We start from the raw sequence: 20,845 nt of genomic DNA on the forward strand, positions 1-20,845 counted from the left end.
ACTCCTCTGTTCATATGAATTGAAACCTAAAATCGATATCCGCATGCAAGCCAGGTGCCTTCACTTTAAAATCCACGGCATACCAAGCCGCTTCCTTGCCGAAGTGATCACGGAAAGCGTGGCTTGTCAGCTCAGGCTCCACAAGGTCGTTATCATAGTGGATCAGCAGGCCGGGCCTGTCGTCCACGGAAAAGGCAGGATCCGGCTTTGTGGCCTGTACCTTAGGCTGCTCCCCGGTCCCTTCTTCAGCTGCAATCGGCTCCTTCTTCTTTTCTAAGGCCTGAACAACTTCCGGTCCTCCTGCCTCTGCTTGCTCATAAGTACCCGGTGCCCGCAGCCTAACAGCCAGCCGGCCATCCATCAGTACCAGCTCGGGCCGTATCCTGGTGACGATCCGCTCCACCAGACTCTCCGGGGGCGAACCGAACGTAAACCGGTCGCTCAGCGTCAGTTCCGGCCGATTCCCCTTCTTGTTCCACTCCAGCGTCCTCGTGAATGCCCGAAGCGCAGGAGCCCGGTAGGCCGAGCTCAGCTCAAGCGTAAGCCGATCCACGGCTTCACCCGTCACCGCTTCCCATACAACCGCGGCGCTATCCGGGCCCTCTTGCTGAACATGGCCGTCGATGATCGGTACGGAGTGGCCTTGGGAGCCGTTGCAATCATAGCCATACCGTCCTTCGCCGAAATACTCCGCCGTGTATTCGCCGCAGCCGAGATCCGAGCACCAGGCTTCCCCGGCGCCGTACAGAATAAAATGCCCAAGATCATTATGGTTGTGCGGTTCGCCGTTGCTGCCGCCCTTGGCGGCAAACGCGTAAACTTCGCCCCCATGGAAGCTGCGGGAGATCAGCCACTGGGCATCGGGCAAATAATAACTTGCCTCTTCCCAATCGCTTCCCGTCAGCAAGGGGTTCCGCCAGATCAGGTTTCGCAAAGCCGGAGCCCAGCGGCTGCAATGGTCGTCGCGGTAACCCGACCGGAGAGACTGCGGCGGAGACTCGAAGTCTGTGTACAATCCGGCCAGATAATGAGACAAGCCGATATGTACCGTGCTTTCCGGCTGCGAATCGGAGAAGTTGACGACGGCCTTTCCTCCCAAAAAGCCCTGCTGCTGAAACAAGGCGATGCGGCCGACCTTCTCCCCTCGGAACCAGTCCATCTCGCCCCGGGTACGCTTGCGCAGCAAATCGGCATAATACACGAAATACCCGAACCCGTAATTCCAATATCCCAGCCCTTCCAGACAGGCTCCATCGGGGCCAAAGCCCTGCAGGTAATAGTCCATGCACCGCTCCGTCTTCAGCAGAACCTTCGCAAGAGATTCCCCGCTTTCCATAAGCAGCAGCGCGGCGGAGCCGATGGAACCGGCACAGACGGCAGACCAATTATGCGTCGCCGTCTCCCAGCCGTGCTCACGGCTTAGGAAAGGGAGGAACAACCGCGCTTCAACCTCCTCCCCGATTCTCGAGATCAGCAGCGAAGGCAGACGGTCCCGCAGCAGCACGCGGATTTCGCTGAGGGTAAACCCGGTCTCGGCGCTGAACAGATCAATCGTCTCCTTGATGCAGCCGGGCGATTCCACGTTCACATGCGCCGGCAAACACCAGGTATACTCATCGCAGATGGACCAGATCATCTCCTGGAGAGCCGTCCGGTACGCTTCCTTATCCGGCTCGAGAAGGGTCAGCAGGGCAAAGGTATTCAGCCGGCGCCGGCGCTCGAAATACACCTTCTCATAATCCAGCCTCGTTCCCTGCCGGGCAAACCGGGTGAATAAGTCATACGTCAGCGGCGGGTTCGGGACAGACAGCAGCCGCTCCCCTTCCTCGCGAATCTCGGATATGTCCTGCTCGTAATCTTCGCTTTGCCGGATCCCTTCCCAGAAGGAACTCTGGTCCCCGCTTTGGTAATACAGCCGCAGATCGGCGGGAGCCATCCCGTTCACGATCGTTGTCAGCTCTTGTATCCTGTTCATCGGACTAGGACCCTCCTCCTTCCTGTTTCAACGCCTGTTGGTGACGCCGGTTAGACATCCTTTCAACCGTTCCGGAACTCTACGGGGGTTACCCCCGCATACGCTTTGAATGTTTTGCTGAAATAACTCACATTGTCGTAAGCCAGACTTTCGCAGATTTCCCCGACCGTGCGGTCCGTCTGCCGCAGCAGCTCCTTGGCACGCTCCATCTTCATGCGGGTGACGTATTCGATGAAGGTCACGCCGGTTTCTTTTTTGAACATCCGGCTGAAATAGCTCGGATTCAGGTGCAGGCAGCCCGCAACGTCATCCAGCGTGATCCTCTGGTCAAGCCGAAGGGACACGTATTTGCAGGCCTCCGCCACTTCCGATCGTCTGCTGCCCCCGAATCCCCGGTCCATAGCCTGCATGGTGGATTCCAAATAATCGTGAAGCCAGGATTTCAGCTCGTTCAGGGAATCCATGTCCATGATCTCTTTATGAAGCGCATCGGCCGTATAGGCGGGTGACAGCGAATGCAGTAGATGAAGCCTCAGCTTCAGATCCAGCAGGAGCTTCAATACCCAGTCCTTGACCGATTCCGGTGCGTACCGCTTCTCTTGAATCCATGAGATCCACCGATCGACCGTGTCGCGCACCGCGCATAACCCCTCTTTTCCGAGCAGCGATTCCCGCAGCTCCGAACTGGCCCGGTCATAATAAGCAAAGAGATCAGGATCCCCATTAAGACTTTTCTGTTCAAGCGCTCCGTTCAGTTTGGATATCTCCTGCGGCTCCAGATAGAATCGCTGATGCCGGCAGGCCAGCAGTTCATTGAGCCCTGCCTTTAAGCCCTCCGGCTCCGCGCACCCCCTGCCGATCAGGAACGACATGCGGATTCGCAGCACGCGCTCGAGCGTCCGCTGCACCTCCTTCAGGCAGGCGGCGGCCTCATCGTATATGTTGCTGCCCAAGCCGGGTCGATACGCGAACAGGAGCAGCGAAGACTTTGCATCATATAGGACATGCACCGCATCCGGATTCAACTGATCCAGCACCTCCCGCAGCACGTTGCCCAGGGCAAAATGCAGCGTCTGGTTGGAAGCGAAGCGGTGCTTGATCTCCCGGACATCCTCCAGATGTCCGACCACGGGCAGGCAGTGATAACCCGGCTTCAGCACGCCGTATTCCGACAGCTCATGCCGCCATGTTTCGGGGGACAGGAGGGGCTGATGGATGAAGTTCTTGAGGCTCTGCTCCTTCCGCAGCTCCTTGGATTCGTCCACCAGATGGATCATCCGCGACCGCTCCCAGCCCTTCTGGGCTTCCTCGTCCATCGCCTGCTTGAACCGCCTCAGCAGCTGGGCCAGCTCCTCGGGGTCGAGCGTATCCTTCAGCAGATAATCCTGCACGTTCAGGCGCATGGCCTGCTGGGCATATTGGAATTCGTTGTGGCAGGACAGAATGGCGATCCGCACATCGGCCTTCACTTCTTTGATGCGTGCGGACAGCTCAAGCCCATTCATTTTGGGCATGCCGATATCCGTAATCAGAATGTCAGGGGGCGAAGATCTCGCCTTCTCCCAAGCACTCATTCCGTTCTCATAGCTTCCCATCAGGTTCAAACCCAGCTCATTCCACGAGATGGCCTCCGACAACAGCTCAATGACCGGATAATCATCATCCACCAGCATCACGTTATACATCCGCATTCCCTCTTTCCGGTATATACATCTCGATCACCGTTCCTTGGCCAGGCTCGCTGTAGACGTGGCATTGAAAAGCCTCGCCGAACACCATGCTCATCCGTTCCATCACATTTTGCAGACCGATATGGGAGAAGCTGCCTCCGCTTGCCTCCTCCTGCATCGAGGATCCGGCGGATCCGCCCTGGATTCTCCGGGCAATCGACTCCCTCATCGCAGCATCCATGCCGATGCCGTCGTCCTTCACGGCCAACACAAGATGCCTGCCCTTCATGTCGGCTGCAATCCGAATCGTCCCTGCCTGCTGGTTGAGCCCATGGATTAATGCATTCTCCACGATCGGCTGCAGAAAAAAGCGCGGTACTTTGAAGAGAAAAGCCTCCGGCGCGATATCCAACTCCAGCCGGACCTCCTCCTTCTGCCGAAGGTTCATCAGGGCGACGTAATGCGAGATCAGGTCGATTTCTTCGTGAAGCGCAATCTCGTCCTCTTCGCGGCTGATCGTCATGCGGAGCAGCACGGACAGGGAGCCGATCATCTTGGCGCTTTCGGGATCGCCCCGTTTCATGACCTTCATCCGGATCGAATTCAGGACATTGAACAGAAAATGAGGATGGATCTGGGCTTGGAGCATTCGGAGCTCCGCTTTTCGTTTTCTCGCCTGGTTCTCGGATATTTCCGAGATCATGGCTTTGAACCGGTCCAGCATGTCGTCGAATAAATGCCCCAGCCGTCCAACCTCATCATTGCCATGAACATTCGACCTCACTTCCAGGTTTCCGCGCTGTACGGAGGTTGCGACTTTACCGAGCTTGACTAACGGCTTCGTAAACGCGCGGACAAGCGCAATGAGCAGCAGCAGAAAGATCAGAAAGAAGCACATCTGAAACCAGAACACCCGGTTGAAAATCGAGTTGATATTGACGATCGCATCCTTGTACGGCTGCATCAGCACCAGGCGCCACCCGGCAAACGGGATGTCCTGGTGTACCATCAGCTGCTTCTCCCCCTTCACCGGCACGATCGAATACGGCTTTTCTTGATCCAAGTCATCGAGATATGCAAAGGTCGTTCCGATCTGGCTCTGATGACTGCCGGAAACGATGGTTCCCTTGGCATCCAACAGCACCATATCGTTGCCTTCCGAAAGGGAGTTGAAGATCCCGCTGATCTGATCCTCCATGAACGTCACGATCACGTAACCGTAAATTTCGGAATCCGGCAGCCGGAGCGTGCGTACCACCGATAATTGCGTCGGATGATCGATCTGGTCCGAGCGGAACATCGTGGCCTCCGGCTCCGTCCACAGGGATTCCAAGCCTTGCAGCTCCGAAATTTGGCCAAACCAGGGGCGCTGCCTGTAATCGAGCGGATTGTAATCGCTTACGGAATAATTCATGTAATAGGAGCCGTTCTCCAGAATGACGGTGACATAGCTTTTCTCGCCGACGACCGTCAAGCTGTCCAGATGCTCCAGCACCCGGTTGGATTCCATGAACCTGCGATAAGGATCCGGGTCTTCGTTGCCGGATACCACCTGCTTGAAATAGGAATTCAAACCCGAGTTCATCTGGATATAGTTGGCGATATTGATTTTGCTTAAGAGCAGATTCGTCACCGATCCGCGGACCAGCTGAAGGGCATCGCTTGCGTTGGATACCGCCTGCTGCCTCAAGGCTTCCTTCGTTAACGAATTATACAGAATCAAGCTGACGATGGCGGGAACCACGATGCAGGTGACGGCAGCCAATATCAGCTTATGCCTGATGGAGCTGGGAATCAGGCTCTTCAATCGTGCGGGCATAGGATCCACCTCGGGTATGGCGTGACGGGATAATGTACGCGAATTCAAAAAAAGGGACGAAGAGTTTCGTCCCGATTTTTTTGTCTATTATACCAGATCATTTTTTGTTGGATTCTATAATTTTGTTCACTCGCTCCTGCGAATTCGCGATGGTCTGGTTAATATCCTGATTGCCCAGTATCAGCTTCTCGTATTCCTCGTTCACCGCCTCGTACACTTCCGCCTGATAAGGCGCCGGCGGCACGATGGCCGAGGCCTTCGAGGCAACCAATGTGTCCACGAGCGATTTTTTGTCTACCTTCTCCGGACTCTTCGTGCCCGCCAGAATGGTGTCGATGATCTCCTCCACCTGCTCGGTCTTCACCTGCTGCCAGGCCGGAATGTTCTTGCCCTGCACGATCTGCCCTTCCGTTGTATACCAGCGGACGAATTGATAAGCCTCTTCCTTATGCTTCGACTTGGCTGCCACCGCCACGTAATCCGTGGTTACCGGCGTGAGTCCCGTCGGATCGCCTGCCTCGTTTTTCGGGAATGGGGCTACGGCGACATTGAAGTCCAGCGGCACTTTATCCGTTCCGCCGATCTCCGTGTTCATCCAGCTGCCGATCGTGATCATGCTCGCGGATTGATTGAAGAATTGCGTCCGGTAGTTCAGCTTCTGGGAGATCATGTCCGTGTAAGGCACCGAGGATTGGTCCTCCTTCTCCATCCGCACGCGCAGCTCCAGCGTCTGCCTGAAGGTCGGGTTATCCAGATTGGAAGAGCCGTCGGCCTTCAAATAGTCGGTATCCTGAGGTTGATTGGCCATCATCAGCTTCAGAAATTCCAGCCATCCGCCCCCTTGCGGACCATGGAAGTACGTCCCGTAGCGCTTCGACGCTCCTTCGCCCTGGGTCAATTTTTTGGCATAGTCCGCATATTCGTCCCAGGTCCAGTCCGTCGGAACCGGCAGCCCCGCTTCCTCCAGGTGATCCTTGTTCAGCAGCACATACCAGGGGTTGAACTTGCCGGGCAGCGCATAGACCTTGCCGTCGAGGCGGGTATCCACTTTATAATCCGTTTCCACGCTGTAGCCGTCCTTCGCGATAAAGTCGTCCAGCGGCTCGGCCATGCCGAGCGCCACCCGCTGCGCATAACCCGCCGGATCGCTGAACATCAGAATGTCCATCTGGGCCGAGGATGCCGCCTCCAGGTCAAGCTTCTTGAACGCCTCCTGCGTATCCCCCTTCTCGCTGAGCTGGACCAGCTCAATGGTCACGCCCGGCGTTGCCTCTTCATAGGCCTGGATCGTTTTCTTCCAATTGTAAGCTTCCTCCGTGCCATAGGTGTACAGCCTCAGATTGGTCTTGCCCCCGCCTTGCGCGGAATCACCTTGCGCCGCATTCTCTTTCGCTCCGCCGCAGCCGGACAGCAAGCCGATCACCATCGCGGCCGTGAGAACGCCTGACCACCATTTCTTGTTCATCATTGTCTATAACCCTCCCCATTGATATCGGTATGTAAGGTCGTGACGATTCTAGCTGTGACTATCCACATTATATAGAGCGCTTACATCTTAACCATAAAACAATCTTTACTGATGTTGGAACTATTTTTACCCCGTTCATTCCCGAGGTCCCTAGCCCTTGACCCCGCCCAGCGCAATGCCTTCGATGACGCTCTTCTGGCCGATGATAAAAACGATCAGCAGCGGGAATATCGCCGACACGGCAGCCGCCATGATCAGGGAATAGAATTCTCCGCTCAAGGAGGTGAATTTCTGCATCGCCAGCGGAATCGTGAACAGCCCGTCCGTCCGCAGGAAGATGAGCGGATTCTGATAATCGTTCCACGTCCAGATGAACCGCAGGATCGCATACGTGGCAACAGCGGGCTTCACCAGCGGCAGCGCAATCGACCAGAAGATCCGCGGATGGTTCGCGCCGTCGATTTTGGCGGATTCGATGAATTCCTGATGCACCCCCATGAAGAATTGCCTTAGCATGAACGTTCCGAGCACGCTGAAGCTTCCCAGCATAATGAGGCCGAAGTGGTTGTCGAACAGCCCGATGTTGCGGTACAGAATAAACTGCGGGATCAGGATGGCCTGGCCCGGAATCATATAGGTCACCAGCACGATGATGAACAGCCAATTGCCGGCGGCAAACCGGATTTTGGAGAAGCCGTAGGCCGCCAGGGCGGATACCATGGCCGAGATGATCGTGGTCAGTATGCTGACCTTGACCGAGTTCCAATAATAGAGGTAGAAGGGATAGTCCCCGAACCATACCTCCTTGTAATTCTGAATCGCGTTCCACTCCCGCGGAATCCATTGAATCGGATATACGAATACGTCACGCTCCACCTTAAAGGATGTCACCAGCATCCAGATAAAAGGAAGGAGAAACAGAATGCTCACCGCGAACATCGCGATCGTGACCATAAGCTTGCGCCAGTCGACGCCGACTCTTGTCCCCATATAGCGCCCTCCCTCTTAGTAGTTGACCCACTTCTTCTGAGCGGCCCACTGCCCCAGCGTAATCAGCATGACAAAGCCGAACAGAACCGCGGCAATGGACGATGCGTAACCGACCTTCAGGTTGACGAATGCCGTATCGTACAAATACCACACCATCATGGTCGTCGAGCCGATCGGTCCCCCTTGCGTCATGACGGCAATGATATCAAAGACCTTAAACGTGGAGATGATCCCCGTCACCAGCAGGAAAAATGACGTCGGCGACAGCAGTGGCAGCGTAATGCGCCTGAACTTGGTCCAGCCGTTGGCTCCATCGATGTCCGCCGCCTCGTACAGATCCTTCGGAATGGATTGCAGGCCTGCGATATAAATAATCAGATTGAAGCCGATGGAGATCCAGATCGATATCAGCATGATGGAAATCAGCGCGAAATTGGGATCCGCGATCCACTTGGGCGGATTGGACATCCCGAGCGTCCGGAGTATTTCGTTGATCGGACCGTAGGACGGCTGGAACAGCACCTGCCATACGACGGCCACCGCCACGATGTTGGATATGTAGGGCATGAAGTAAGCCACTTTAAAATAGCCCTTCATATAGACAAACCGGTCGATCAAAATGGCCAGCGTCATCGAGATCATCATGTAGACCGGAACCGTCAGGAGAAACAAGACGTTGTTGCGTACCGACTTGATAAACATGTCATCCTCCAGCAGCTGGCGGAAATTCTGAAACCCGACCCACTGGATGCCGTCCCAGCCCTGCACGAAATTCCAATCGGCAAAACCCAGCACGAGCGTAGCCAATATCGGGAACAGCACCAAAATGATAACGCCGATCAGCATCGGGCTTACGAATGCGATCCCCCATAGGTTCTCTCCCCGCTGCAAGGATCCCCTGGACTTGTCCTGCCGTGTCGGCTGGGCGCCAGGCTTCTTCATCGTCTCCATTGTCTGTGCCATGTCGGACCCCCTCGATTCTTATTCGATGGGTTAAGTATAAAAAAAATACCGCCAACGTTTTGACGGTATTTTGATCATATTCGCTTTCATTTTTACTTGATTAGACAGGGAACGCATCATGGATCTTGGCATGCCCGGTATTACAGGAACTTCTCCTTAAACCAGGCAGCGGCCATCCCGACCTCTGCACGGCTGAGCTGATGCCCCCCGTTCTCCCAATGCAGCTTCACGTCCGCGCCTGCCCCGCTCAATAGTTCGTTCAGATCCTCGCTCTCCTGCGGCGTGCACATCGGATCGCGCCGGCCGGCCGCGATGAAGACCGGAACGCCGGTCAAATCCGGCAAGGTTTTATCCCGCAGCGGAACCATCGGATGGTGGAGAATGGCCCCTTGCAGCGCGTCTCCTTCGTGGAACAACAGGCTGGCGGCAATATTGGCGCCGTTTGAATACCCGACGGCCACGATGCGGCTGCGGTCAAAATCGTACTCGGCGGCTGCCCAGTTCAGAAATTCATTCAGATCATGCGTGCGTTTTACGAGATCCTCTACATCAAACACCCCTTCGGCCAGACGGCGGAAAAATCTCGGCATGCCGTTCTCCAGCACGTTCCCGCGGACGCCGAGCACATTCGATGTGGGCGAGATCATCTCGGCCAGCGGCAGCAAATCCTCCTCGTTCCCCCCGGTACCGTGCAGCAATAGTAAGGTTGGTGCCTCGGGAGAAGTTCCCTGGCGATAAATATGCGTATGTTCCATATGTTTATAGTCTCCCTTCGATTGGTGATATGCTTCAATTTCGAATCCGTTTGACACCATTAATGTTCGTTAGAATGCCCTGGAATAGCTCAATAGGACCAAAGTCTGCCCTGAAAAATCACATCATAAATTACGCGGCGATCCCATCATAGGCTGCCCTAAAATCACGCCTAAATATCTTAAATTTAAGATTCTTCAAATACATCATACCATGGATTTTGAAAAATGCAACAGCTGCCCTTCTGCCTCGCCTCCCCGCTAGAGCTGCAATCGGAAACGCTATGTCCCCATTCTTCGCAATTCTTGACGAACGAAACGAAAAGAGAGGAAGCCTCCGATATGGAAGACTTCCTCTCCTGTTTGTATTCTCTATATATGATTCCGTACGTGTTCCCCCGTAACATCACTCATTATATCAAAAGATAGGTATAATGTCAGTGGATGTTTTGGTATTTCTCACAATTTTTTTGTGAGAATGTTAGCGATTATTCCAGTTGATTGGATGAAAAACCATATATTTAGAAAAATTGTAACCGTTTGGTCAACGCGCCTCTCGGAACCGCGAAGGCCTGCGCGCGCTTGAAGTTCATCGGCGCTCCCCGTACGATCGTGAGCGCCTTGTAGTATTCGATGAACGGGAAGCCGTAGGTTTCCCCGCGCGCATAAGCGTATACGTTCATGGCTCTCACCCACGTTTCATAGGCTTCGTCCGGAATGTCGATGAAGACCTCGGGATGGAAATCGTACGGGTCCTCCCAATTGTCCGCATAGTATAAATGCTGGGCATAGTGGGACGGAAGCTCGCGCTCAATCGTCTTCAAGCCCGCGTAGAAGCGGGCGTCCTCCACGATATAATGCGTATTGGAATGATCCTTATGAATGCTCTCCTTCCAATGCGTGATGATGATATCCGGCTTCACTTCCCGTATGACGTCGGCGACCTGATACTTCACTTCCTCGTCCAGCGGAAGCTCGGCATCCTTGTAAGCAAGGAACCGCACATCCGCGCCGACGATATCGGCAAATTGGTGAGCTTCGTCAATCTTTTGCTTTGCGTACTCCTCCGGCGTCAGACGGGGGTGTCCCTTCTCTCCCGGCGTTAGATGAAGAAACGTCGCTTTATGGCCAGCCTGCGTGTATTTGGCGATCACGGCTCCTGCCGTAAGATCCATATCGCCCGCATGCCCGCCAATCGCCAAAATGTGATGCTGCTTTGCTTCCATCAATGTAATCTCTCCTTTGTATATCCATGTAGTCGAAGCTATCTATTGAAGCGGCTTGCTCATAATTTCGAACCGGCGCATCACGTCGAAGCCGGCTTTGCGGTACAGATGGCCTGCGGGACTCTGCTCGCCCGTCCAGAGGAACCAGGCACCATGCTGTCCTTGAGCACGCATAAGGGCAAGGCAGTCATACAAAAGTATTTTTCCGAGACCTTTCCCTTGCATCGACGGATCCACGCCAAACGGACCGAATCGTTCAGCTACGCCCTCATATCCGCCATGCAGGCAGAAGCCTACCAGCTTCCCTTGATCGCGCGCGATCAGGATCTGATCCGTTGTTAATCGCTGCAGCAATCCTTCGCGAATCGCCCGGCCCCAATCCGGATTAAACACGTCCGTCGCAAACTCGATCAGCTCCACCAGATCGCTGTCCTGAGCCGGCTTGAAAGTAAAGCCTTCATGCTCCCGCTGCCGCTTCAGCTCCGCAACCTCCGGCGGCATATGGAAACCAACCAGGGAGCGATCCATCGCAACCGCCGTGTAATTGCGGGTAAAACCGCTGGCCGCAAGCCATGCCAAGCCCTCCGGATAACGCTCCCCATCAATGCCCGGAACGATATAATTCGGGGCATACGAGGAGAAAAAGACTTTGCTGCGCCCATGATGACGAAGATAATCTTCGCCTTCCTGCAGCAGCCGCGACGCGACCCCCAATCTTCGAACCGATGGATCGGTATAGAAGAAGGTGATCCAGCCGTGATCCGGGTCCAGCTCGGTGCCAATCATCGGCAATTTCCGGCGCACCGCATACAGGACGCCCACTATGCGGCCCTCGTGCTCCGCGATCCGCAGTCCCTGCGGATCAAAGTTCGGGTCGAGCAGCACCAGATTTCGAAAACGAAGCCGGGTGACGGGATCTCCCGGCAGACAGGCGTTCCACAGAGCCGTGATCCCTTCCTCGTCTCCAGGCCGGTATGACCTGTAGGTTAAACTCGCCATTACGTTATCCCTCCTTATAATCGTAAGCCTTGGATCAGCGGCGATTGCCGCTTAACGGCATGCGACCGGTTGATCTCCATTCACCAATCCTCCATGTACTGGACGGAATATCTATGCAGCAGCTCCCATAAATGTACCGACATCAGGAGGCATTGCTTAATGTCCATCCGGCGTTAGCTCGGCTTCGGATTGCTGCCGCTGCGGAATCGAACGAACTAATGTTTTATACATCGTGCGCACTGCTCCCTATGCAAACGGTGCGTGAGTCGGGGCATGCTTGGATGGCTGGACAACATGCCGCATTCCAGTCTTACCATGACACGGCTCCCTTCAAAGCGTTGTGGACCCGTGCGCGCAGCTGAGCCACGCTGCTGCTCCGCCCCCCATATACGCGGTTGGTCAGCAGAACGACCGCAAGATCAGACTCAGGATCGATCCACAGGCTGGTTCCGGTAAAGCCGGTATGCCCGTAACAGTATGGGCTCATCCAATCTCCCGAGGCGTCCATCTTATCCCCTTTCAGCACCCATCCCAAACCACGGCTCGAGCCCTGAATATGACTCGTATGGGGACGGGTGGCCGTAGCCGCCGCAGCTCGAGATAGAAGCCTCGGTTCGCCGGCTTTCGCCTTCGCAGCTTCCACCGCCGGAACCGCGCCCTGTGCAAGCCACATTCGGGCATACTGGAGCAGATCCCCTGCCGTGGCAAACAATCCCGCATGGCCGCACACGCCGCCCAAAGCCCGCGCCTTCTCATCATGCACGATTCCGCACAGATGATCCTGGATGGATTCTTCATGCTCCGTTGCGGCATAGCGGTGCGCTTGACCCGGCGAAGGAGTCAGCGTTGCGTGATTCATGCCCAGCGGATCCGCCACCCATCGCTTAAACGCTTGGTCCAAAGGCAGCTCGAGCGACCGTTCTATGATGCGACCAAGCACCAGATATCCCAAGTCGCTGTAAATCACTTCGGTATTCGGCTTCGCCGCAAGCGGCGCTGAAAAAACGGCATCCCACATCTGCTCCCTGTCCCAACCATGGGAATGCAGGTTCATATCCGCCTGGAGCCCGGAAGTATGCGTCAGCAGCTGGCCTACCGTTATCTCTTCTTTGCCTGCCGTTCCGAATGAAGGCAGCATATCGCTCGCTTTTGTGCTCAAGGTCAGAACTCCATCATCGATCAATTGCAGAATCAACGGGAGCGTGACCGCCACCTTGGTCAAGGATGCACAATCGTATAATGTATCCTCTCTAACAGGCACAGGCTGCCCCTGCACCGGATTAGGATTGGCATAGCCTGCTGTGTAGACCCATGTCCTGCCTTCATGCAGAACGCCCACTACGGCACCCGGCGTCGTACCCGCGGCTATTTCGCGTTCAATGGCGGCGCACGCCGCCTTCACTCCCTTGATTCCCAAGCCCAGCTGCTCTGCACCGGCCTTCACATGAGTCTCCATTGAACTTTCCTCCTTTGCTTCCAGGCCTTGATTTGGATCAACTAAACAACAAACACGCCATTTTTACATGAACTGATTCAAATTGTAAACGCTTGCTAAACCTATTATATGGCCTGTAAAATTTTGTTTCAATAATAAATAAGAACTATAAAATTTAATTTCATGACATAAAATATTAATTTCCTTTTATTTGGATATTACATATTGACACCTGAATACGCTTTCATTTACAATATTGTTGAAATCAAACACTCGCATAATTTAAGGGCCATGCATTCCGTCACCGCACACCCGGTATGGAACAACCCCGGTTTCTCTTCTGGAGATGCCGGGGTTTTTTGTTGCCCTATCTTTGGTACAGGAGGTGATTCCCCGCAGCTTCGGTTTGCTCATTGAACCAACCCCCATTCAACAACTGCTACATAGGAGGAATACGATGAAAAAATTCTACAAACTGACAACCGCCCTTGCCCTTAGCTTGTCCCTGGCGCTGAGCTTGCTCGGCCCAGCCCATGCAGCTCCGGATACCTCAGTATCCAACAAGCAAAATTTCAGCACGGATGTCATTTATCAAATCTTTACGGACCGTTTCTCCGACGGCAATCCTGCCAACAACCCGACCGGCCCGGCCTTTGACGGTACCTGCACCAACCTGCGGCTGTACTGCGGCGGCGACTGGCAAGGGATCATCAACAAAATCAACGACGGCTACCTGACCAGCATGGGCGTTACCGCCATCTGGATCTCCCAGCCGGTCGAGAACATCTACAGCGTCATCAACTATTCCGGAGTGAACAACACCGCATACCATGGTTATTGGGCCAGAGACTTCAAGAAAACGAACCCGGCGTACGGCACGATCGCCGATTTCCAGAATCTCATCGCTGCCGCGCATGCCAAGAACATCAAAGTCATCATCGACTTCGCGCCGAACCACACGTCTCCCGCTTCCTCGGACCAGCCGTCGTTCGCGGAGAACGGCAAGCTGTACAACAACGGCACCCTCCTCGGCGGATACACCGGCGATACGCAGAATTTATTCCATCATAACGGGGGAACCGATTTCTCGACGACAGAGAACGGGATTTACAAAAACCTGTACGATCTTGCCGATCTGAACCACAACAACAGCACGGTGGATACCTACCTGAAGGATGCCATTAAAATGTGGCTTGATCTGGGCATTGACGGCATTCGGATGGATGCGGTAAAACATATGCCGTTCGGCTGGCAGAAGAGCTTCATGGCCACCGTCAACAATTACAAGCCGGTCTTCACCTTCGGCGAATGGTTCCTCGGGGTGAACGAAGTGAGTGCCGAGAACCATAAGTTCGCCAACGAATCCGGCATGAGCCTGCTGGATTTCCGTTTCGCGCAGAAGGTTCGCCAGGTATTCAGGGACAACACCGACAATATGTACGGACTGAAGTCCATGCTGGAGGGCTCTGCTGCCGATTACCTCCAGGTGGAGGATCAGGTCACGTTCATCGATAACCATGACATGGAACGATTCCACAATAACAGCGCCAACCGCCGGAAGCTGGAGCAAGCGCTCGCCTTCACGCTCACTTCCCGCGGCGTGCCAGCCATCTATTATGGAACCGAGCAATACATGTCCGGCGGGAACGATCCCGACAACCGGGCTCGAATTCCTTCTTTCTCTACAACGACTACGGCTTATCAGGTAATTAAAAAGCTGGCGCCATTGCGCAAATCCAACCCGGCCATCGCTTACGGGACGACGCAGGAGCGCTGGATCAACAACGACGTGTTGATCTACGAGCGCAAGTTCGGCAACAACGTGGCCGTCATCGCCGTCAACCGCAACGTGAACACGCCGGCTAACATTACGGGATTGGTAACCTCACTGCCGGCCGGCAGCTACACCGACGTGCTGGGCGGCCTCCTGAACGGTAACAATCTGACCGTCGGCTCCGGCGGGTCCGCCTCCAACTTCACGCTGGCAGCGGGCGGTACGGCCGTATGGCAGTACACCACGGCCGTGACTACGCCGACCATCGGGCACGTAGGACCGATGATGGCCAAACCGGGCGCAACCGTCACCATTGACGGCCGCGGTTTCGGAGCAACCAAAGGCACGGTATACTTTGGCACGACGGCAGTTACCGGCGCTAACATTACGGCTTGGGAAGACACGCAGATCAAGGTGAAAATCCCTGCCGTTGCCGGAGGCGTATATAACATCAAAATCGCCAACAGCGCCGGAACCTCAAGCAATGTGCATGACAACTTCGAAGTGCTGAGCGGGGATCAAGTCAGCGTGCGCTTTGTGGTGAACAACGCTACCACCGCGCTCGGACAGAACGTGTACCTGGCAGGCAGCGTAAGCGAGCTCGGCAACTGGGACCCGGCCAAAGCCATCGGTCCGTTGTACAACCAGGTCATCTACCAATACCCAACCTGGTACTATGACGTCAGCGTTCCCGCCGGCAAAACCATCGAATTCAAATTCCTGAAAAAACAGGGCTCGACGGTAACATGGGAAGGCGGTTCGAACCATACGTTTACCGCTCCAACGAGCGGAACGGCCACCATTAACGTGAACTGGCAGCCGTAAGTAGAAGAACGTCTAGCTCTTACCGAAGAGCGGCACCTAAACAAAACCAGCTCCGGGAATTGTCCCGGAGCTGGTTTTATTCATGCAGTCATAATTCCAGCAGCAATAGCTCGTTACGCACAAAGCACCTCAACATTCCCTCTGAACTGCATGAGCGATTCCCAAAGGGAGAGCATGCTCAGCAGGCAGTAACTCGACATTCCTCTGCACAGCATGAGCAATTCCCAAAGGGAGAGCGTCTCAGCAGGCAGTAACTCAACAAGCAGAGGGGACAACTCAACGATCCTGCACTTGCGCTCCCGAGTAACACGCCCACCAACAAAAAAGGCCGATGAAGATGTTCCCCTTCATCGGCCTCTTTCTTCCCCCAAACCCAGGCGTAAATGGCTGTATGCATGCAAAGCACGACGCAGCGGAGAGGACGAATCGATTCCGGAAAAACGATAGTGGTCGCCTTTGCCCCCGATTTTCTACCGAAAAATCATAATCCAAAGAAAATTGGGGGCAACAGCGATTGGAGGAACGATACGTACTCGCAGCGTCTCGCTTCAACGGAGCTTGCGGAGTGCTGATAGCCCACATCATTTTCACGCAGCAATCGAAAACCATTTACGTCCTAAACATCACCAAAGACTTACGCAAGCCCTCCGACAGCTCCTCCAATCGCGACGACAGGCCGACCAGCTTCTCGCTCACCTTGAACTGCTCGGACGACATCGAAGCAACCTCCTCCGTGGCGGCGCTGGTTTCCTGGACGATCGAGCTCGCCTCCGAGATGGAGTCGGTCAGCGCCAGCTGGGAATCAATCAGAACTTCCACCGCATGCGTAGACTCGCTGATCTCGGTTAAGAGCGCATCCATCTCGTGACGCACGTTATCAAAGACGCCCTGTGCTTCCTGCACCGAATGCAGCTGCTCGTCAAAGAGCGGCGATGCCGACGTCAAAGCATCCACGGAGCCCTGCACCTCGCGCCGAATGTCCAGGATCATCGCGCCTACGGTCTGGATCGACTCCTTGGAACGATCCGCGAGGCTCCGCACTTCATTGGCAACCACCATGAAGCCGCTGCCTGCCGCTCCGGCACGGGCCGCTTCAATCGTCGCATTAATGGATAGCACATTGGTCTGATGCGTGATCTCCGACATCAGCTCCAATATTTTGTGGATCGATGCGGTATTATCCTTCAGCTTCTCCGCATTCTGTACGATTGCCCGGTTCACCTGGTTAATCCGCGTCGATTTCTCCACCAGGCTGTCCATATGCTGCGCGCCTTCCCCCGTTACCCGGAGCACGCGATCCGCCGCGGCCGCGATCACCTGATTCGTATCGGACACCTTGCTCATCCGGACGCCAATGTTCTCGGCCAGCTGGTTCTCGCGTTCGGCCTCCATGGCCAGGCTTCCGCTTCCCTGCGCAATCTGTTCCATGGCGGCCGCGATCTCTCCGGCCGTAAGCGACGTTCCTCTTGAGGCTTCGGCCAATTCCTCGGCCGTAACCAGCACTTCCTTCGCCGACGCATTCGTCTGATCGACCAAAGCCGAGATTTGCCCCATCATCCGGTTGAAGCTCTGACCCAGACGGCCAATCTCATCGGCACGGCGGAATTCCGTCCGCACCCTTAAGTTCCCCTGCTCTCCCTCTTCCATCAGGCTGCACATCTGGTTCAGCGGTCGGCCGACGGTACGCATCATATAGTAGCCGATCAGAACAGCAACCAGAACAGCTGCCACAATGACCGCAAGCGTAACGGCAAGCAATTTGTCAGTGGCCTGCACGAAATCGCTAACGGGAGCAAAGCCGACCATATGCCATGGGGCCGTCTTCAAAGGCGTATATACCACCATCTGCTCGTCGGCGGTATAGTAGATCCCCCCTTCCTCGGCGTCTGAAGGAACCGTAATGGCGGACGGCTGCATCAGCTGAGCCGGGTCCATGTCGTGCACGATCCGGTTATCTTCGGCCACGATCCGCATCTGTCCGTTATTCCCTATTTTTAGATTCGCCAGCACCTCGCCGACCGCCTCGTCCTTGACATCCATCAGCAGTACGTACTGCGCATTCGGATTTTTCAGGTTTTTCAGCAATCTTCCCATCGTCATGGTGGCGGTATTCTCGTTCTCCATAAAACCCTTGACCTCTGTTGGAAACCATACCGGTTCGCCATCAGCCTGAATAATCCGGTCGATCTTCGCCTTCACCCCGTCCGAAGAAGACATGCCCGAATAGCCCGTGGAGTTATAGGAGCTCTGAGCCTGAAGATTGGGCGCGACCAGACGCATGCCCTGCAGACGTTTATCCGAAGATGCCATCCCGTTCAGCTTCTCACGGATCCGGTTCTCGGCCTGGGTTTTGTCCCGAATGCCGATATCCGCCGTGCTGACCGTCACCAGATCTTCGCGAAGCACCGTGTCCAGCGCCCACTGGCGGGAGGCGGCTTCATACTGGGCCAGCAGAAAATCCAGCTTGTCCGCAGCCTGCATCATCTGCCCCGAGGTCGCTTCGGATACCTGATCCATTACCGTGTCCTTGGAGATGGAATACGACAATAACCCCAGCGCCGAAGATAACAGCACGATCGTTGTAAAAAAGATAACAAACAGCTTCATGCCGACCGCCTTGAATTGAAAACGCTTTGTCATGTTCATGTTATGTACCCCCTGATTGCAAACATACATGCAAAAAGACACAGCAAGGCAATTACCGGCTGTGTCTCTTCGCTGTTCTCTCTATCTATATGTCTTATGATGATATCGTGCGTTTGGCTATCCGTTTTTGGGCTTACCCTTTGCTTGCGCCGGCCGTCATGCCGTCGACCAGCAAACGCTGCAGGAACACGAACAGCAGGGTGATCGGCAGTGCGATCAGCACCGATGCCGCCGCGAATAACGTAAAGTTGCTGTCCTGGGTGGAGTTGACGAGATCCCACAGACCGACGGCAAGCGTCCAGTTTTCCTTGGTCCGGAGCACGAGCCGGGCAAAGATAAAGTCTACCCATGGGCCTACGAACAGCGTCAAGCCCATATACGTGATCATCGGCTTCGACAACGGCAGAATGATTTTGCGGAAGATCTGGAAGTTGGTAGCTCCGTCTATCTTCGCCGCTTCATCCAAGCTTCGCGGTATCGTATCCAGGAAGCCCTTCATGATGAGCGTTCCGCCAAGCGGCGCCCCGGCCGCATACACGATGATCATCGCGGCATGCGTATTCAGCAGGTCCAGGGAGTTCAACAGGATATACAGGGCGATCATGCTCATGAAGCCCGGGAACATCCCCAGCACGAGAATGACCGATAGCGCATTCTGACGGCCTTTGAACCGGAAGCGGGATACCGCATAACTAGTAAGCAGGACAAGAATGGTCCCGATAATCATGGAGAACACCGCAATTTTCAGCGTGTTCATGTACCATGTGCCAAACAGGAAGCTTTGGGACGTGAACAGCTCTTTATAATGACTGAGCGTGAAGGATTCTGGTATCAAGGATTTGCTGTACAACGACTTTCCGGGACGGAAAGAGGCCAGAACAATCCAGAGCGCCGGGTAAATACAGCCGATCGCGATGATGACAAGCGTGATGTAGCTTGCCGTCAGGCGGATCGCGTTTCTCATTTTAATTCCCATTATTGGATCATATCCTCCTCTTTGAATGATCTGGTACGACGATAATTGTAAATCGAGAAGGTCGCAATAATCATAAAGATGATAATACCGATGGCCGATGCCATGCTGTAACGCTGCTGATCCAGCGTCAGTTTATAGAGCCAGGTGACGAGCAGGTCCGTCGCTCCCGCGTATTGATAGTCGCCCACCACCGGGTTACCGTTCGTCAGGAGGAAAATCAAGTTAAAGTTGTTGATGTTACCGGCAAATTGCGTAATCAGCACCGGTGCCGTCGAGAACAAAATCATCGGCAGGGTAATGATCTTGAACTTCTGGAAGCCGGTCGCTCCATCCACGTCCGCCGCTTCATAGAGATCCTTCGGAATCGTGGTCAGAACGCTCATCACGAGGAGCATGGATACAGGGATACCGACCCACATATTAACAACGATAACGGTCACTTTAGCCCAGACCGGATCGGTCAGCCAAGGCAGTCCTTCCAAACCGAAGTACCTTAAATACTGGTTGATCGGGCCGAACTGCCCGTTAAACATATTACGCATGACAAGCAGCGAGATCAGCTGCGGGATCGCATATGGAATGATCAGGATGACGCGCCATACGCCTTTGAAGCGAATTCCTTTTTGTTGGATAAGCAGCGCCACGAGCACGCCGCCGAAATACGTGGTAACCGTTGCGAGCACCGCCCAGATGATCGTCCAGGTCAGAACCCCGAAAAAGGTGTGGCTCCACGATTTTAGTGCAACGAGATTGGTAAAGGTTTTAAAGCCAACCCAATCCACCAGGTTTGCAGGCGGCAGATTGTTTGGAGCGGAATAGTTCGTAAACGCCAGCAGGACCATGAAGATGATCGGCATGACCGTAAAAAACAAAATACCGATCGCCGGCAGTGTCAGGAAAGATTGCGCAAATTTCCATTCGAAAATATAGTAAAGGGTCTGTCTGAAATTGTTGGGCGTTACACCCTTTTCCCTTAGTTTTCCAGCGTTATATGCGTTTTTGATATTGGCATAGTAGCCAATAAGAAATAGCGCAAACATAATTAAGGTGATAAGTCCTTCAATCAGGAGATTGATGGAATGGTCACCCGCTACCATTTGGGTCAAGCCGTTGACTTTTTCTAAATGGCTCCCCTGTTCTCCCAATGTTACCATTCCCCAGATGGCATCACCCAGGTTGTTAATGAAGTAATACAGACTGAATACGCCTACGATAAGTAAAATAACGCCTTTGATCCATTGCCGATTGTAAAGCTGACCCAGACCCATGCAGATGGCTGATAATACGGCCGCTGTGATACGATGTTGACGCATGCTCCCTCCATTCT

General features: G+C 54.4%; 14 protein-coding genes. 1 reads left to right on the forward strand and 13 read right to left on the reverse strand.

The window, feature by feature from the left end; genetic code table 11:
• Window positions 1-10: 10 nt before the first annotated feature.
• From JNUCC32_RS20480 to JNUCC32_RS20525, 10 genes are all read right to left on the reverse strand, one after another.
• A complete protein-coding gene (locus JNUCC32_RS20480) occupies window positions 11-1,975 on the reverse strand; it encodes a heparinase II/III family protein (RefSeq protein WP_192569683.1) in 1,965 nt (654 codons plus the stop codon).
• A 62-nt stretch (window positions 1,976-2,037) separates the two neighbouring features.
• On the reverse strand, window positions 2,038-3,660 hold the full coding sequence (locus JNUCC32_RS20485; protein WP_192569684.1) for a response regulator transcription factor: 1,623 nt from the start codon (window positions 3,658-3,660) through the stop codon (window positions 2,038-2,040).
• Complete coding sequence (locus tag JNUCC32_RS20490) at window positions 3,653-5,464, reverse strand: cache domain-containing sensor histidine kinase (RefSeq protein ID WP_192569685.1); 1,812 nt, start codon at window positions 5,462-5,464, stop codon at window positions 3,653-3,655. The genes JNUCC32_RS20485 and JNUCC32_RS20490 overlap by 8 nt, the downstream gene beginning before the upstream one ends.
• Before the next feature lie 97 nt (window positions 5,465-5,561).
• A complete protein-coding gene (locus tag JNUCC32_RS20495) occupies window positions 5,562-6,932 on the reverse strand; it encodes an ABC transporter substrate-binding protein (protein ID WP_192569686.1) in 1,371 nt (456 codons plus the stop codon).
• A gap of 150 nt (window positions 6,933-7,082) precedes the next feature.
• Window positions 7,083-7,922 carry a carbohydrate ABC transporter permease gene (locus JNUCC32_RS20500; RefSeq protein WP_192569687.1) on the reverse strand — a complete coding sequence of 280 codons (840 nt, stop codon included), beginning with the start codon at window positions 7,920-7,922 and terminating at the stop codon, window positions 7,083-7,085.
• Between the two features lie 15 nt (window positions 7,923-7,937).
• Window positions 7,938-8,885, reverse strand: coding sequence for a carbohydrate ABC transporter permease (locus JNUCC32_RS20505; RefSeq protein WP_192569688.1), 948 nt, complete (start codon window positions 8,883-8,885; stop codon window positions 7,938-7,940).
• A 140-nt stretch (window positions 8,886-9,025) separates the two neighbouring features.
• Window positions 9,026-9,640 (reverse strand): alpha/beta hydrolase, encoded by a 615-nt coding sequence (locus JNUCC32_RS20510; RefSeq protein WP_192569689.1) that lies wholly within the window; start codon window positions 9,638-9,640, stop codon window positions 9,026-9,028.
• 518 nt (window positions 9,641-10,158) lie between these two features.
• Window positions 10,159-10,863, reverse strand: a complete 705-nt coding sequence (locus JNUCC32_RS20515) for a PIG-L deacetylase family protein (RefSeq protein ID WP_228469012.1) — start codon at window positions 10,861-10,863, stop codon at window positions 10,159-10,161.
• A 42-nt stretch (window positions 10,864-10,905) separates the two neighbouring features.
• Window positions 10,906-11,862: a GNAT family N-acetyltransferase gene (locus JNUCC32_RS20520; protein ID WP_192569691.1), complete on the reverse strand. Its 957-nt coding sequence runs from the start codon at window positions 11,860-11,862 to the stop codon at window positions 10,906-10,908.
• A 310-nt stretch (window positions 11,863-12,172) separates the two neighbouring features.
• Complete coding sequence (locus tag JNUCC32_RS20525; protein WP_192569692.1) at window positions 12,173-13,318, reverse strand: serine hydrolase domain-containing protein; 1,146 nt, start codon at window positions 13,316-13,318, stop codon at window positions 12,173-12,175.
• Window positions 13,319-13,754: 436 nt separating this feature from the next.
• Between JNUCC32_RS20525 and JNUCC32_RS20530 the strand changes: the two genes are divergently transcribed.
• Entirely contained in the window at window positions 13,755-15,896 is a 2,142-nt protein-coding gene (locus JNUCC32_RS20530; protein ID WP_192569693.1) for an alpha-amylase family glycosyl hydrolase, read from the forward strand.
• 609 nt (window positions 15,897-16,505) lie between these two features.
• Here the strand turns inward: JNUCC32_RS20530 and JNUCC32_RS20535 are convergent.
• The 3 genes from JNUCC32_RS20535 to JNUCC32_RS20545 form a co-directional block, all read right to left on the reverse strand.
• A complete protein-coding gene (locus JNUCC32_RS20535) occupies window positions 16,506-18,542 on the reverse strand; it encodes a methyl-accepting chemotaxis protein (protein ID WP_192569694.1) in 2,037 nt (678 codons plus the stop codon).
• Between the two features lie 133 nt (window positions 18,543-18,675).
• The gene (locus JNUCC32_RS20540; protein WP_009592355.1) at window positions 18,676-19,518 is read right to left on the reverse strand and encodes a sugar ABC transporter permease; all 843 of its coding nucleotides are present in this window, start codon (window positions 19,516-19,518) and stop codon (window positions 18,676-18,678) included.
• A complete protein-coding gene (locus JNUCC32_RS20545) occupies window positions 19,518-20,831 on the reverse strand; it encodes a sugar ABC transporter permease (RefSeq protein WP_096774971.1) in 1,314 nt (437 codons plus the stop codon). Before JNUCC32_RS20545 ends, JNUCC32_RS20540 begins: the two co-directional genes overlap by 1 nt.
• Window positions 20,832-20,845 lie beyond the last annotated feature (14 nt).

It is taken from the genome of Paenibacillus sp. JNUCC32, assembly GCF_014863545.1.
GTDB classification, from domain to species: domain Bacteria; phylum Bacillota; class Bacilli; order Paenibacillales; family Paenibacillaceae; genus Paenibacillus_AQ; species Paenibacillus_AQ lautus_A.